The organism is Hymenobacter segetis, assembly GCF_054776495.1.
Genome location: NZ_BAAHBV010000002.1, coordinates 1,144,140 through 1,158,683, shown reverse-complemented (window position 1 = coordinate 1,158,683; position 14,544 = coordinate 1,144,140). Strand labels below are relative to the sequence as shown.

The 14,544-nt window shown below is 62.9% G+C and carries 12 protein-coding genes and 1 riboswitch; of the genes, 1 reads left to right on the top strand and 11 read right to left on the bottom strand.

The genetic code is table 11. From position 1 onward, the window contains the following. Positions 1 to 54 precede the first annotated feature (54 nt). The 10 genes from ACYU70_RS15340 to ACYU70_RS15295 form a co-directional block, all read right to left on the bottom strand. On the bottom strand, positions 55 to 663 hold the full coding sequence (locus ACYU70_RS15340) for a gluconate 2-dehydrogenase subunit 3 family protein (protein WP_342300290.1): 609 nt from the start codon (positions 661 to 663) through the stop codon (positions 55 to 57). Between the two features lie 231 nt (positions 664 to 894). Further along, positions 895 to 1,041 (bottom strand): MFS transporter small subunit, encoded by a 147-nt coding sequence (locus tag ACYU70_RS15335; RefSeq protein WP_342300289.1) that lies wholly within the window; start codon positions 1,039 to 1,041, stop codon positions 895 to 897. A 34-nt stretch (positions 1,042 to 1,075) separates the two neighbouring features. Then, positions 1,076 to 2,491 carry an L-lactate MFS transporter gene (locus ACYU70_RS15330; RefSeq protein ID WP_342300287.1) on the bottom strand — a complete coding sequence of 472 codons (1,416 nt, stop codon included), beginning with the start codon at positions 2,489 to 2,491 and terminating at the stop codon, positions 1,076 to 1,078. A gap of 295 nt (positions 2,492 to 2,786) precedes the next feature. Continuing rightward, a complete protein-coding gene (locus ACYU70_RS15325; RefSeq protein WP_342300317.1) occupies positions 2,787 to 3,632 on the bottom strand; it encodes an SDR family oxidoreductase in 846 nt (281 codons plus the stop codon). 203 nt (positions 3,633 to 3,835) lie between these two features. Beyond that, positions 3,836 to 5,026: a PA14 domain-containing protein gene (locus ACYU70_RS15320; protein WP_342300285.1), complete on the bottom strand. Its 1,191-nt coding sequence runs from the start codon at positions 5,024 to 5,026 to the stop codon at positions 3,836 to 3,838. 68 nt (positions 5,027 to 5,094) lie between these two features. Beyond that, positions 5,095 to 5,535 carry a putative signal transducing protein gene (locus ACYU70_RS15315; protein ID WP_342300283.1) on the bottom strand — a complete coding sequence of 147 codons (441 nt, stop codon included), beginning with the start codon at positions 5,533 to 5,535 and terminating at the stop codon, positions 5,095 to 5,097. A gap of 108 nt (positions 5,536 to 5,643) precedes the next feature. Continuing rightward, entirely contained in the window at positions 5,644 to 6,204 is a 561-nt protein-coding gene (locus ACYU70_RS15310) for a hypothetical protein (protein WP_342300282.1), read from the bottom strand. Between the two features lie 255 nt (positions 6,205 to 6,459). Beyond that, the gene (gene metF / locus ACYU70_RS15305) at positions 6,460 to 7,416 is read right to left on the bottom strand and encodes a methylenetetrahydrofolate reductase [NAD(P)H] (protein ID WP_342300280.1); all 957 of its coding nucleotides are present in this window, start codon (positions 7,414 to 7,416) and stop codon (positions 6,460 to 6,462) included. Positions 7,417 to 7,509: 93 nt separating this feature from the next. Beyond that, positions 7,510 to 11,241 (bottom strand): methionine synthase, encoded by a 3,732-nt coding sequence (gene metH / locus ACYU70_RS15300; protein ID WP_460616039.1) that lies wholly within the window; start codon positions 11,239 to 11,241, stop codon positions 7,510 to 7,512. A 72-nt stretch (positions 11,242 to 11,313) separates the two neighbouring features. Next, positions 11,314 to 11,422: riboswitch (SAM riboswitch) on the bottom strand. Positions 11,423 to 11,508: 86 nt separating this feature from the next. Beyond that, positions 11,509 to 12,288 carry a DeoR/GlpR family DNA-binding transcription regulator gene (locus ACYU70_RS15295; RefSeq protein ID WP_460616038.1) on the bottom strand — a complete coding sequence of 260 codons (780 nt, stop codon included), beginning with the start codon at positions 12,286 to 12,288 and terminating at the stop codon, positions 11,509 to 11,511. A 45-nt stretch (positions 12,289 to 12,333) separates the two neighbouring features. On the opposite strand from ACYU70_RS15295, the gene ACYU70_RS15290 reads away from it, so the two are divergent. Continuing rightward, positions 12,334 to 12,909, top strand: coding sequence for an NUDIX domain-containing protein (locus tag ACYU70_RS15290; protein ID WP_342297695.1), 576 nt, complete (start codon positions 12,334 to 12,336; stop codon positions 12,907 to 12,909). A gap of 331 nt (positions 12,910 to 13,240) precedes the next feature. On the opposite strand, the gene ACYU70_RS15285 is transcribed toward ACYU70_RS15290, so the two are convergent. Continuing rightward, positions 13,241 to 14,464 (bottom strand): molybdopterin molybdotransferase MoeA, encoded by a 1,224-nt coding sequence (locus ACYU70_RS15285; protein ID WP_342297694.1) that lies wholly within the window; start codon positions 14,462 to 14,464, stop codon positions 13,241 to 13,243. Between the last annotated feature and the right edge of the window lie 80 nt (positions 14,465 to 14,544).

Genomic DNA, 14,544 nt, shown 5'->3' with positions numbered 1-14,544 from the left:
GTAGACGAGCGAGTTAATACGAGTAGGTAAACGACCATTTACTCAGTTGCTCAGCTACTCATTTACCACTTTCACTTCCCGTTCTTCTTTTTCGTTGAGGCCGATTTTCGTCCAGGCCGGCAGGTCGGCCATGCCCACGTAACCAATTTCCTCCTGGGCCAGCGGGTGGGCGTAGTAGGTTTCGGTTAGCTCAGCCAGCATTTCCTCGAAAAAGCGGCCCGCATCCAGCGTGGCCCAGGTTGCGCCGGGCGGGGTGCCACTGGCCAGGGCTTGCAGCACCGCGTCCTGCTGCTCGGCATCCAGATTCGTGAAATCGGTCTTAAACTGCGCTTGCGCGATTTCCTTAATGCCGCCCAGGCCCAGGTGGTAGGCCTCGCGGTCGGGCGGCAGGGCGTCGTAGCGCCAGCCGTCGGCACGGCCTTCTGCCAGGCGCTGGTCTACGGCGGGAGCTAGCGGAATGGGCGCATCGGCCCGGTCGGACTGCGGGAGCAGGCGGGCGGCCACGGCTTCGAGCAGGGCGTAGGTTTCGGGGGCCAGAAACTGGGGCGCGTAGGCGGCCGGCGCAGCGAGGCGGGCCTGCACGGCGGTGCGGGTGGCCTCCGATACGTGCGGCGTATCGAGCAGCGCGCGCACGGTGCCGCTAGGATAAACGGGAACGGACATCAGGAGATGGGGGCTTGGGCTGAAACAGCGCCGCACGAAACGGCTCAGCTAATAACTCCTTACGAGCAAAATCTTCCCGGGGCTGGGCCGCGAACCAGGAAAATTTTCGGCCAGGAGCACATTATTTCTATGCCCTGACCACCAAATAAATCGACCGTCTTGGCAGGTTGAAACAAAAAAGCAGCCGACCCCAAGGCCGGCTGCTTTCTCAAAAACAGACGCAAACGGTGCTTATTTAAACAGTGCCAGTGCCTTAATGAACGTTTGCGACACGCCCCAGGCCAGGGGCAGGCCCACCACCAGCCAGGCCAGGACCACCGAGCCGCCCACGCCGGGCTCGGCGGCAGGAGGGGTAGGAGAATTGGGTTGCGGATTCATATCGAAGTTAAGTTATGGTTTGAAAGACTGAGACTTAGTGGCCGCCGGCTTCTACCGTCACGGGGCCTTTTTCGTAGTACCGCTCGTTCACGGCCGTCACGATGATGTTAGCCAGGAAACCGACCACCAGCAGGCCAGCCATGGTATAAAACACCGTCTGGTACATGGCCGCGCCGGTGAAGCCTTCGGCCTTGCGGCTATCGGACAGGTAGTGCACGATGAGCGGGCCGAGCACGCCGGCCGTACTCCAGGCCGTGAGCAAACGGCCGTGGATGGCACCTACCTGATACTTGCCAAACAAGTCGGACAAGTACGCAGGAGCCGTGGCAAACCCGCCGCCGTACATGCTGATAATCACGCAGGCAACCACCACAAACAGCGTTAGCTGCGCATTAGCTCCCAGCGTAGGGGCCAGCGCATAAAGCACCACGCCCAGGCCGAAGTAGATGGCATACGCCACCTTACGGCCCAGCTTATCCGAAGCCGACGACCAGAAGAAGCGGCCCAGCAAGTTGAACAAACTGAGCAGGCCCACAAAGCCCGCGCCGGCCGCCGCCAGGGCCGTGCTATCCATGCCCTTGCCTTTGGCCGTGCCGGAAATAACGGCCTGAATGAGCGGCGAGGCCGTTTCGAGCACGCCGATGCCGGCCGTCACGTTGCAGAGCAGCACCACCCACAGCATCCAGAACTGCGGCGTTTTGATGGCGTTGTCGGCCGATACGTTGGCCGTGGTAATCATGTCGTTGTGCACGGTGCTGGGCACGTAGCCGGCGGGCTTCCAGTCATCGGCCGGTACGCGAATGGTCCACACGCCAAACTGCATGAAAATCAGGTAAATGATGCCCATCACGATGAGCGTGGGGGCCACGCCCAGCGGGGCCGAGCCTTTGAAGTGCGTCATCAGGTTGTTGGCCAGCGGCGAGCCAATCATCGCGCCGCCGCCAAAGCCCATGATGGCCATGCCCGTGGCCACGCCCTTGCGGTCGGGAAACCACTTAATCAGCGTGCTCACCGGCGAAATGTAGCCGATGCCCAGCCCGATGCCGCCCACGACCCCATAGCCGAAATACAGCAGCCAGATATTGTGCAGGTGCACGCCCAGCGAGGCAATCAGGAAGCCGCCGCCGAAGCAGAGCGACGAGGCCAGCATGGCCTTGCGCGGCCCCACGCGCTCCAGCCACTTCCCAAAAATGGCCGCCGAAAGGCCCAGCAGCACAATAGCAATGGAAAACGTGATGCCGATTTGTAGCGGAGTCCAGTCGTCGGGCGCGGGCTTGGCCGGGTCGCCGCTGATGAGTGCGCCCAGCGGCTTGTTGAATACGCTGAAGGCGTAGGCCTGCCCGATGGCCAGGTGAATGGCCAGGGCGGCCGGCGGCACCAGCCAGCGGTTGTAGCCCGGCCCCGCCACGGTGCGGCTGCGGTCGAGCAGGGAAGAGGAGTTTTCGGCCATGTAAAATGTGGGAATTGAAGTGAAAGAAGGAGGTGAAAAACGTGGCCGCCGCAGCGGCTAACGCGCTGAAAGCGGGCGACAAGTGCCAAGGTAACCGGCGGCTTCGCTGGTTGATTATTCGCGGCGCAAAAATGTTGCTAAACAGGTATAGTTAGTCAGTTTGCCGAAGTCAGAGTGCGGTTAAGGCCGTCATGCAGAGCGCAGCGAAGCATCTTTACCCCGATAGCAAATGATTACTACTGCGGGCAAGATGCTTCGCTGCGCTCTGCATGACGTTCAGTAAAATCTATTCGCCCTACTCGTCGCTGCTAAGCTTGCCGCCCGTCACGTGTACGAGGCTGCCGGTCATGAACGAGCCATCCTGCGAGGCCAGCAGTACGTAGGCGGGGGCCAGCTCCTCGGGCTGGCCGGGGCGCTTGAGGGCTACTTCGTGGCCGAACTTGGCGATTTCTTCGCGGGGCATGGTGCCGGGGATGTTGGGCGTCCAGACCGGGCCGGGCACCACGCAGTTCACCCGAATGCCTTTTTCGCCCAGATACAGCGCCAGCGACTTGGTGAGGGCATGAATTCCGGCCTTCGAGCAGGCGTAATCCACCAGAATCGGGATGCCCGTGATGCCCACGATGCTGCCCGTGTTGATGATGCAGTCGTCCTTTTTGAGGTGCGGAATCACAGCCTGCGCCATCCAGATGTAGCCCAGAATATTGGTATCGAAAGTGCGACGAATCTGCTCCTCCGGGATGTCCTCGAACTTGGCCTGGCTCATTTGGAAAGCGGCGTTATTCACCAGGATATTCAGCCCGCCCAGCTCGGCCAGGGTGCGGCGCACGGCCTGCTTGCACTGCTCGGGGTCGCGCACATCGAGCTGGAGTAGCAGGCACTTGCGCTTCTCCTTTTCGACCATTTGCTTGGTTTTCTCCGCATCCTCCACGTTTTCGTTGAAGACGACGGCTACGTGCGCGCCCTCTTTGGCAAAGGCAATGGCCACGGCCCGGCCAATGCCGGAGTCGGCCCCGGTGATGATGGCGACTTTATCCTTCAGCTTGCCGGCGGCTTTGTAATTGGCCAGGTCCGATTGGGGCTGCAGCTTCATATCGGCCTGTTTGGCCGGGTAGGGCAGCTTCTGGGCAGCGGCCTTCATGTCCTTGGCCGTGGGGCGGCGCTCGGCTTTGGCAGGGGCGGCTTTCTTGGCAGGAGTAGCCGGTTTTTTTTGGGCGGCGGGAGCAGCCGTGGTTTTCTTAGGAGGCATGGCGGGTAGGAAAACGTGATGCCCCGGCTTACGCGAAAAACCCGCCAATGGCTGCCGCTGACCCGGTTATTTGCCCGTGCTACCCTACCGGTGGTTCAGAGCCGGCGCAGCACCACGCGGCGGTTGCGGGGGCGCTGGGCGGGGTCGGCGTTGTCGGCCACGGGTTGGGTGCCGCCGTATCCCACCGGCCGAAGCTGGGCCGTGCTCACGCCGTGGGCTGTGAGATAGAGGCACACCGCCTCGGCCCGCTGCTGCGAGAGCTGGCGGTTGAGTTCGGCGTTGCCCACGTTATCGGTGTGGCCCTGCACTTCGAGGCGCAGGTCTGGCTGGGCACTCAGGATGGTGGCCAGCCGGTCGAGGGCGGCGCGGGAGGGCGGCAACAACACGGCCTTGCCCTGGTCGAAATACAGCTCCGGCAACGTCACCGTGCCGCCTATGGCTAGGCCGGTCAGCGAAGCCACGCTGCCCGAATCGGCCAGAAGCATTGTTGGGGCCGCAGCTGATGCTGGAGCTGCTATTGCCTCGCTGCTGCCAACGGAAGCGGCCAGGTTCGGCACGGGAGCGGGGCTGCGAACCGGCTTGGGCACCACCGCGGCCGGGCGGACAGGTACCACAGCTGGCGGCGTAGGAATGACGCGGGCCGGCTCTGGTTTCGGTGGCCGAACTACTGGCTTGGGGGCCGCCGTGCCGGTGGCGGCCGGTGGCGGGTTGCGGCTGAACAGGTAGCTGGTCGGAATTGGAGCCAACTTTGGCATTTCGGCCATTTTACCCCAGAAGTTGCGCCACGATGCAGTCGGCGGTTTCAGGGGTACGTCGGGCCGCTCCCAAGTGATGAAAATGCGGGTATCCAGGCCGTATTGGCAGTAGTCAACCCGCAGGTGGTATGGCTCGCCGGCCCGCAGCTCCGCCGTAGCGGTGTAGTCGCTCAGGGGCTGTCCGCGCCATTCGTTCAGCAGTTGCCGGTCGTTCAGCCACAGCCGAACCCCGTCGTCTACGGTAACATGAAAAACGTATTTGCCGCTGACCGGTGGCACCAGCCAGCCCGTCCAGCGCACCGAAAACTCCTCGGCTGGCATCCCCGATGCGGGCGGTTGGTGGCCCCAGTTGAAATTAATGGTCGCATCGCGACGAGTCAGGACGTATTTCTCAAAATTCGTCCCTTCGTAGTAGTCGCCTCTGATACCGTCACCGGAAGGCAGGGGCGCTTGCGCCAGCGCAGGCACACCCGGCCACACCAATCCAATAAGCAACAGCAGCCCAAGCCGCCGGTTATGTTCGCCAGCCATGCTGCAATAACGGCAATCCCGATGCCTTTGGTATTGGCTTTCAGCTTCAATACCCCGCTGCTGGCTACCTACGCAAACTCGTTGCCGCAGTGGAAGCAGTGAAACCTGTTGCCGCGCACCGGAAACCGCAGCAGCACCGACAGCAGCCCCGACCAGAACCCGTAGGTATTGCGCGTGGCCGGCCCATACGCCACGTCCGACGACCCGCAGCGTGGGCAGCGCGGTGTGACTGGGTCGGGCGCGTCGGCCTCGAAAGAAGCCACATCCGGGCCGGTAGGCCGGGGCTCAGGCTCGGCGTGCAGGATGTCGAGCGCGGCCTGCGCGTCGCTCTGCCGCACGTGCAGCCGCACACCGCCCGTAATCGGGCTGTAGAGCGGCATCATCGACACCAGATTCTCATTGCTGAGAAAGCACGGAATGCCCGCAGCCTCCAGCCGGGTGCGGGCCAGGTTGGCCGCCATCGGCTCGTAAAACGATTCGAGAAAAACGACGGAGTCGGGGCGGGACACGGGAGGGAATTATGAATTAAAAATTATGAGTTATGAATTTGTGGGCGAAGTATGGTACCGCAAAGGCATGATAAGCAATTCATAACTCATAATTTTTAATTCATAATTCTATTTCGGCTGTTTCCGGGTGGCGGCGTCGATGCCGTTCACGGCGTGGCCGGCCTGCAGGCTCACGAACTCGGCCTGGCGGGCGCGGACGCGCACTTCGTCGCGGGCGGGCATGTCCATGCGGACCTGCTTCAGCTGGTCGTTCAGGCGCTGGTACACGGCGCGGGCGTAGTCCCAGTCGCGGTCGGTCCAGGTGGCGCGCTGGGTGCGGGTTTCGCGCACCAGCTGGCCGTAGGCGGCCGGCAGGTCCTGGGGCGTGAGGGAGTTAATCTGGCCGTTGTAAGGGCCCATCAGCTTGGCTTCCATGGCCAGCTGTTGGCGCGGGTCGAGGGGCCGGGCGCGGCGGGCGCGGTTGCTGGCATCGTAGGTGGCCGTGGCCTTGCCGATGCGGGCCAGCTTGCCGGCGGCGGTGCGGGCCACGGTGTCCAGCTCATGGCCGGCCTCGCGGGCAGCGGCCCGGCGCTCGTTGGGTGTCGAGTCGCAGCCGGTGAGCAGCAGTGCGGCCAGTAATACGCCGCCGAGTTTCAGGGCCGCCGGCCGATTACGCAATTCACCATTCATAGCACAAACACAGTAAGTAGGTTGCAAATAACGGCCGTTGCGGCCGCTTGTGCCCTGTACTGCTACGCCGGCTGAAAGGTTAGCTCAGATGAAAAGCTGTGATGAGAAAGAACGTCATGCTGAGCGCAGCCGAAGCATCTCTACCGCAGTAGTAATCCAAATCGTCAGGATTAGTTACACGGTAGAGATGCTTCGACTACGCTCAGCATGACGTTCAATGTTGTTCGACTGCATCTGTACGACTGCTCAGGCAACCTAAAACAACTCCGCCGCCACCCGCCGGATGCTTTCCGACTTGCCCATCGAATAATAATGCAGGCAGGGCACGCCGTGGGCCATCAGCTCGCGGCTCTGGTTGAGGCACCACTCGATGCCGATGGCGCGGGCGGCCTCGTTGTCGCGGCACTGGCTGATGGCTTCGGCCAGGGCCTCGGGCAGGTTGAGGTAGAAGGCCCGGGGCAGCATGGTGAGCTGGCTTTTGGTGGTGAGCGGTTTCAGGCCGGGAATGATGGGCACGTTGATGCCCGCCTCGCGGCACTTCCGCTCAAACTTGAAGAACTCCTCGTTGTCGAAGAACATCTGGGTCACGATGTAATCAGCTCCCCGGTCCACTTTGTGCTTCAAAAACTTGATATCCGAAGCGTAATTAGGCGCTTCAAAATGCTTTTCGGGGTAGCCGGCCGTGCCGATGCAGAAGTTGGTGGCCCAGGTATCATCCTGTTCCTCATCCAGGTACTCCCCCTTGTTCAGGTTGGCCACCTGGCCGATGAGGTCGCAGGCGTAGGCATGGCCGTCGAGCTCGGGCTTGAAATGGCCTTCCGATTTGATGGGGTCGCCGCGCAGGGCCAGGATGGAGTCGATGCCCAGGAAGTGCAGGTCAATCAGCGCATTTTCGGTTTCCTCCTTCGTGAAACCGCCGCAGATGAGGTGCGGCACGGTGTCCACGTCGAACCGGTTTTTGATGGCCGCGCAAATGCCCACCGTGCCGGGGCGGCGGCGCACGGTTTTCTTCTCCAGCAAGCCATTGGGATGGTGGCGGTACACGTATTCTTCGCGGTGGTACGTCACATCGATGAACGGCGGCTTAAACTCCATCAGCGGCTCGATATTCGAGAAGAGCGTGTGGATGTTTTCGCCCTTTTTGGGCGGCAGCACCTCGAAGGAGAAGAGGGTTTTGCCGTTGGCCTGGGCGAGGTGGTCGGTAACTTTCATATAGGTAGCGTGGACTCTGCGAGTCCGCGCATGGAAGCGTGAGGGCAATTATTTCGTGTGGTGCGGGCGCGGACTCGCAGAGTCCACACTACATTATTTCGGCTCGTAGTTCAGGTTGGGCATCAGCCAGCGTTCCAGCTCGGGTAGCGGCATGTGCTTGCGATGGGCGATGTCGGCCACCTGGTCCACGCCAATTCGGCCCAACCCGAAATACCGCGAATCCGGGTGGGCGTAGTACATACCGCTCACCGACGAGGCCGGGTACATGGCCAGGTTTTCGGTAAGCGAGATACCGGTTTTGCCCTCGGCGTCGAGCAACTTGAAGAGGGTGATTTTCTCGGTGTGGTCGGGGCAGCCGGGATAGCCGGGGGCAGGGCGCACGCCGCGGTACTTCTCCTGAATGAGGTCGTCACCGGTGAGGTGCTCGTCGGGCGCGTAACCCCAGAACTCGCGGCGCACCCGCTCGTGCAGGCGCTCGGCGAAGGCCTCAGCCAGGCGGTCGGCCAGGGCCTTCACCATGATGCTGGAGTAGTCGTCGTGGTCGGCTTCGTACTGCTCGATGAGCTTCTCAATGCCAATACCAGCCGTAACGGCAAACCCGCCCATGTAGTCGGCGCGGCCAGTTTCCTTCGGAGCCAGGAAATCGGAGAAGGCGATATTGGGGATGCCCGGGCCTTTCTCGCCCTGCTGGCGTAGCGTGAAAAACTCAGTGGCTACAGTTTCACGAGTATCATCCGCGTAGATTTCGATGGTGTCGTAATCCTTCGTATTCGCCGGCCAGAAGCCCAGCACAGCGCGGGCCGTGAGCAGATTGCCATCGATGATAGTGGCGAGCATGGTCTGCGCATCTTCGAATAGTTTCGTCGCGGCTTCGCCCAGCGTTTCGTCTTCCAGAATGCGCGGGTAGCGTCCTTTCAACTCCCAGGTGTGGAAGAAGGGCGTCCAGTCGATGTATTGGGCCAGCTCGGCGAGGTCGTAGTCTTCGAGGACTTTGGTGCCGAGGAAGCTGGGTTTGGTGATAGAAACCGTGTTCCAGTCCGACTTGAAGCCGTTGGCGCGGGCCGCTTCGATGGTCAGGTAGCTTTTGTCGCGCTGGCGGCTGGCGTAGTCGGCGCGCAGGGCGGCGTAGTCGTCGGCCACGGTCTGGGCGTAGGCTTTTTCGCCCGAGCCGAGCAGGCCGGCGGCCACGCCCACCGAGCGCGAGGCATCGTTGACGTGCACTACCGCGCCGCTGTAGGAGGGCGCGATTTTCACGGCCGTGTGCAGGCGCGACGTGGTGGCCCCACCAATAAGCAGGGGGATTTTCAGGCCGCGCTTTTCCATGGCCTGGGCCACGTATACCATCTCATCGAGCGAGGGCGTGATGAGGCCGGACAGGCCAATCACGTCCACGTTTTGCTTCTGGGCTTCGTCGAGAATCTTCTCCAGCGGCACCATCACGCCGAGGTCCACGATGTCGAAGTTGTTGCAGGCCAGCACCACACCCACGATGTTCTTGCCGATATCGTGCACGTCGCCTTTCACCGTCGCCATCAGTATTTTGCCGGCCGTCTGGCGGTCGGAGCCCTGCTTGTCGGCCAGCAGGTACGGCTCCAGATAAGCCACTGCCTTCTTCATCACGCGAGCCGATTTCACCACTTGGGGCAGGAACATCTTGCCGGCCCCGAACAGGTCGCCCACCACGTTCATGCCAGCCATCAGCGGGCCTTCGATGACTTCCAAAGGCCGGCCGACTTGCTTGCGCACTTCCTCGGTGTCCTCGTCGATAAACTCGGTGATGCCCTTCACCAGGGCGTGTTGCAGCCGGTCCCACACGGGCAGGCTGCGCCACTCGTCGGCCACTACTTCGGCCTTGTCCTTCTGTTTCACCGTGTCGGCGAATTCCACGAGGCGCTCGGTGGCATCGGCGCGGCGGTTTAGGAGGACGTCTTCGGCCAGCTCCAGCAGATTGGGCTCGATTTCATCGTACACGCCGAGCTGGCCGGGGTTTACGATGCCCATGTCCAGGCCGGCTTTGATGGCGTGGTAGAGGAAGGCCGTGTGCATGGCCTCGCGCACCACGTCGTTGCCCCGGAACGAGAAGCTGATGTTGCTGATGCCGCCGCTGGTGAGCGCGCCGGGCAAATTTGCTTTAATCCAGCGCACGGCTTCGATGAAGTCGATGGCGTAGTTGCGGTGCTCGTCCATGCCCGTGCCCACGGTCAGGATATTGGGGTCGAAAATGATGTCAGATGGGTCGAAGCCCACTTCCTTCACCAGAATATCGTAGCTGCGCTGGCAGATTTCGATGCGGCGTTCCAGCGAGTCGGCCTGGCCGTTTTCGTCGAAGGCCATCACCACCACGGCGGCACCGTACTGGCGCACCGTATGGGCCCGTTCGCGGAAGGCCGCTTCGCCCTCTTTCAGCGAAATCGAGTTCACGATGCTCTTGCCCTGCACGCATTTCAGGCCGGCCTCCAGTACGCTCCACTTCGAGGAGTCAATCATCACCGGCACCCGGGCAATGTCGGGTTCCGAGGCGATGAGGTGCAGAAACGTCGTCATCACCTGCTCCGAATCGAGCATGCCCTCGTCCATGTTGATGTCGAGGACCTGGGCACCTTCTTCTACTTGCAGGCGGGCCACGGCCAGGGCTTCCTCATATGCGCCGGTGCGGATGAGGCGGGCGAAAGCGCGCGAGCCGGTCACGTTGCAGCGCTCGCCCACGTTCACGAACAGGCTCTGCTCAGTGATGCCGAACGGCTCCAGACCGCTCAGGCGCGTGGCGGGCGGAATGGCGGCGGGCAGCTGGCGGGGCTGGTATTTCTCAGCCAGCTTGCTCAGTTCGGCGATGTGCTGGGGCGTAGTGCCGCAACAACCACCTACCACCGTCACGATGCCTTCCTTCAGATACTCCTCCACCAGCGCGGCAAATTCCTGGGCCGATTCGTCGTAGCCGCCGAAGGCGTTGGGCAGGCCGGCGTTGGGGTAGGCGGAGATATGTACGTCGGAAATGCGGCTCAGCTCCTGCACGTACTGGCGGAGCTGGTCGGCCCCGAGGGCGCAGTTCAGGCCCACGCTCAGCAGCGGCAGGTGGCGGATGGAGTTCCAGAACGCCTCCACCGTCTGGCCGCTCAAGGTGCGGCCAGAGGCATCGGTGATGGTGCCCGAAATCATGACCGGCACCACGCGGCCGCCTTCGTCGAAGAACTTCTGCACGGCGTAGAGGGCCGCTTTGGCGTTCAACGTGTCGAAAATGGTTTCGATGAGCAGCGTATCCACGCCGCCATCCACGAGGCCGCGCACCTGCTCCAGGTAGGCAGTAGCCAACTCATCGAAGGTCACGGCGCGGAAGCCGGGGCGGTTGACGTCGGGCGAGAGCGAGGCGGTGCGGTTGGTGGGGCCTACCGCGCCAGCCACGAAGCGCGGGCGCTCGGGCGTGGCGTACTCATCGGCGGCTTCGCGGGCCAGACGGGCCGATTCGTAGTTCAGCTCATACACCACGTGCTCCAGGCCGTAGTCGGCCTGCGCGATGGTAGTCCCGCTGAAGGTGTTGGTTTCCACCATATCGGCCCCGGCGGCGAAGTATTCGGCGTGGATGCCTTTGATGATGTCGGGACGGGTGAGGCTCAGCAGGTCGTTATTTCCCCGCAACGGCTTGGGATGGTCGGCGAAGCGGGTGCCCCGGAAATCCTCCTCCGTGAGCGGGTGGCGCTGAATCATGGTGCCCATCGCGCCGTCAAGAATCAGCAGGCGCTGGCGCAGCAGTTCGGGGAGACTGTAGCGCGAAGCGAAGGCTTCGCGTTCCGGAGAGATAACAGGCAGGGTAGGGGCGGAGACGGACATTTCTTTTCTGGGTCGAATAGCTACGTAAGCGCGTATCCAGAAAGAAACCCGTGCGGGGAGGCACGGTTCCGGCTGTCATCTTTTTTCACCAAAAAACGCGGTGAAACGGGAGTTGGCACCTACTCGTGGTAGGTTGCCAAGACGTCATCGGGCCCGGTCCCTCGGTCTTTCTGGATAGCAGCGTAGGGCGAAGATACAACGGAACGGGGCTTGTAGCACATGCTTTAGCTTGTGCTGATACCCGCGAGGCGCAAGCCAAAGCATGCGCTACGCGAGCACTACCAGGCCCGCTTCGCGGTACCGGGCCAGCAGTTCGGCGGGCGCCTGCTGGTCGGTAATAAGCGTGCCCACCGAAGCCAGGGGTGCAAACTGGAAGTACTGGTCGCGCTCCAGCTTGCTCGAATCGCAGAGCAAATACACGTGGCCGGCCGACGCGGCCACCGCCCGATAAATCGAGGCTTCCTTTTCGCTGTTGGCACTCAGGCCGCGCTTCAGGGAGGTGCCGTCAACGCCCATAAAGGCCTTATCCACCCGGTAGCGCTGCAAATGCTCCACCGTGACGGCCCCGTGCGTGGCCTGCCGCTTAGCATCGACTTCGCCGCCGGCCATCACTACCTGCACGGCCGTGCCGGCCAGCTCGAACAACACGGGCAACGAGTTGGTGACGACGCGGATTTTGAGGTGCCGGATGAGGGCGCACAGCGGAAAGGTGGTGCTGCCGCAGTCGATGAAAAGGGTGTCGCCCTCGGCCACGTGGCGGGCGGCCAGGCGGCAGATATAGTCCTTCTGCGCGGCGTGGGCGGTGGTTTTGGCAACGAAGGCCACCGGGTGCTTCGCGATGCCGGGCCGCACGGCCCCGCCGTGGGTGCGCAGCACGAGGCCCTGCTCGGCCAGCAGGGCCAAATCGCGCCGGATGGTGATGGGCGTGGTGCCTAGTTGTTGGGCGGCCTCGGCCACCAGCACGGTGCCGTGCTGCTCCAGGGTGGCCAGTAAGTGGTGCTTGCGCAGCTGGAAATTCATCGCCGTGGTGTTACTTGTTCTAAACAATCGCAAAGAAACAAAAACGAACAGTAACGAACTTTCGACCCCGGCATGAACGAACGAATCCGCCTCCGCGAGCAGCAAACCTTGTCCGACGACTGGTTTACCCTGCGCAAAATCACCTTCGACTACCAACGCAAAAACGGCACCTGGGAAACCCAGTCACGCGAGGCCTACGACCGGGGCAATGGGGCCGTTATCCTGCTCCACGACCCCGCCACCGACCACGTCATCCTGACCCGGCAGTTCCGCCTGCCCACTTTCGTGAACGGCAACCCCACGGGGATGCTCATCGAAGCCTGCGCCGGCCTGCTCGATGATGAGCACCCGGACACGGCCATCATCCGCGAAACGGAGGAGGAAACCGGCTACCGCCTCACCCACGTCGAGAAGGTGATGGAGGCCTATATGAGCCCCGGCTCGGTCACGGAGCGCCTGTTTTTCTACCTGGCCGAATACTCGGCGGCCACCGAACAGCACGCCGGCGGCGGCATCGAAGAAGAGGAAATCGAAGTGCTCGAAATGCCCCTGCCAGCGGCCCTGGCGATGATAAAAACCGGCGAAATCCAGGACGGCAAAACCATCATGCTGCTGCAACACCTGCGGCTGCGGCAGCTGCTGGCGTAGCCGGCATTTCGGAGGAGTGGAAGGGCGGCGTACCTCAGTACAGTTGGCTTTCAGTACTACCGGAAGTGCGTCGCACGCCCGTGCAGTCGGCTTTTGGATGTCCAAAAGGACATTGCACGGGCGTGTAGCCGGCTTTCGAGGGCCCGGAAGCGCGTCACACGGGCGTGCAGTCGGCTTTTGAGGGTGTGGAAGGGCATTGTACGCCCGTGCAGCCGGCTTTTGATAATGCAGAAGTGCGTCGCACGCCCGTGTAATTGGCTTTTGAGGATGCGAAAGAGCATTGCACGCCCGTGCAATCAGCATTCAGGCCTGGCACAAGCTAAAGTATGTGCTATAACCCCCAGGCCGGCCACACAGTCCTCGCCGCAAATACGGCCGGCTCCGGCGGCAGTTCCAGAAACGCAGTGGCACCGACCAGCCCCATCATGTCGCCGGAGCCGCCCACGCGGAGCGGGGTGGCCAAGCGGCGGCCTTCCGCGTCCACGGTCATACGCACGGGCACAAAGTGTGTGAGCTGGGGCTTGAAGGTGATATCGACGGTGAGCACAGCCGGCTGGGGAGCTTCAATAGAGGCAGCCGTTTCGGACGCGCTGGCGGGCTGCTGCACGGCGCGCAGCCAGGGCCGCACGTAGCGGCAGGCGGTGATGAAGGTGGACACCGGGTTGCCGGGCAGCCCGAACACCACCGGCCCGTCGGCCCGCGCCCCAAACCAGAGCGGCTTGCCCGGCCGCTGCTGCACTTCGTGGAAGATTTCCTCAACGTGCAGCTCGCGCAGCAGGCCCGGCAGGTGGTCGGCGCGGCCCTTGCTCACGGCCCCGCTCAGCACCACGGCATCGAAGCCGGCAGCCAGGATATTGGTGAGGCCTACGCGCAGCTCCTCCACATTATCGGAGAGGTGAAACAGCGAAATATCGGCCCCAGCCTGGGCAAACAGCGCTTGCAGGGCATACACGTTGGAGCGCCGAATCTGGTGCGCCAGGGGCGTGGCCCCGATGCCCACCAACTCGTCGCCGGTGCTCACCACGGCCACTACCGGAGCACGCAGCACGGCCATTTCGGCGGCGCCCACGGTGGCGGCCACGGCCAGCTCTGCCGGGCCGAGGCGGGTGCCGGGCCGCAGCAGGGCATCGCCGGCGTGGCGGTCGGCGGCTTGGTGGTGGATGTTGACGCCGGCCGCGGCGGGCGGCGGAATCTGGATGCGGGCGCGGTTGTCGTGCAGCAGCAGGTCCTCGTAGCGAATGACTATGTCGGCCCCGGCGGGGAGCACGGCACCGGTCATCACCTCCACGGCCTGTTGCGGGCTGGGCAGCGGGCGGGCGGGCTCGCCGGCATACTGGGTGTGGGCGATGTCGAATTCCGTCTGGCCCCCGGCCCAGGCGGCGAAGCTCACCGCGATGCCGTCCATGGCCACCCGGTTGAAGGGAGGGAAATCACGGTCGGCCGTGAGGGTTTCGGCCAGGATGCGGCCGGCGGCATGGGGCAGGGCCACGGTTTCGGTGGGCAGCGGGCGGGCGGTGGCGAGGACGCGGACGGTGGCTTCGGCGGGGGAGAGCATGGGAATTTGATGGAAGTAGGGGCGGGGCCTGCCCCCGCCCGTCGTTAGGCTCGCGCTTGTGTCGTTCAACGACGGGCGGG

Bases quoted from the DNA above. Each gene is read 5' to 3' on its own strand.
- ACYU70_RS15320 (WP_342300285.1), bottom strand. From the start codon at position 5,026: ATGGCTGGCGAACATAACCGGCGGCTTGGGCTGCTGTTGCTTATTGGA.
- ACYU70_RS15290 (WP_342297695.1), top strand. From the start codon at position 12,334: ATGAACGAACGAATCCGCCTCCGCGAGCAGCAAACCTTGTCCGACGAC.
- ACYU70_RS15325 (WP_342300317.1), bottom strand. From the start codon at position 3,632: ATGAAGGCCGCTGCCCAGAAGCTGCCCTACCCGGCCAAACAGGCCGAT.
- ACYU70_RS15340 (WP_342300290.1), bottom strand. From the start codon at position 663: ATGTCCGTTCCCGTTTATCCTAGCGGCACCGTGCGCGCGCTGCTCGAT.
- ACYU70_RS15335 (WP_342300289.1), bottom strand. From the start codon at position 1,041: ATGAATCCGCAACCCAATTCTCCTACCCCTCCTGCCGCCGAGCCCGGC.
- ACYU70_RS15285 (WP_342297694.1), bottom strand. From the start codon at position 14,464: ATGCTCTCCCCCGCCGAAGCCACCGTCCGCGTCCTCGCCACCGCCCGC.
- metF (WP_342300280.1), bottom strand. From the start codon at position 7,416: ATGAAAGTTACCGACCACCTCGCCCAGGCCAACGGCAAAACCCTCTTC.
- ACYU70_RS15310 (WP_342300282.1), bottom strand. From the start codon at position 6,204: ATGAATGGTGAATTGCGTAATCGGCCGGCGGCCCTGAAACTCGGCGGC.
- ACYU70_RS15330 (WP_342300287.1), bottom strand. From the start codon at position 2,491: ATGGCCGAAAACTCCTCTTCCCTGCTCGACCGCAGCCGCACCGTGGCG.
- metH (WP_460616039.1), bottom strand. From the start codon at position 11,241: ATGTCCGTCTCCGCCCCTACCCTGCCTGTTATCTCTCCGGAACGCGAA.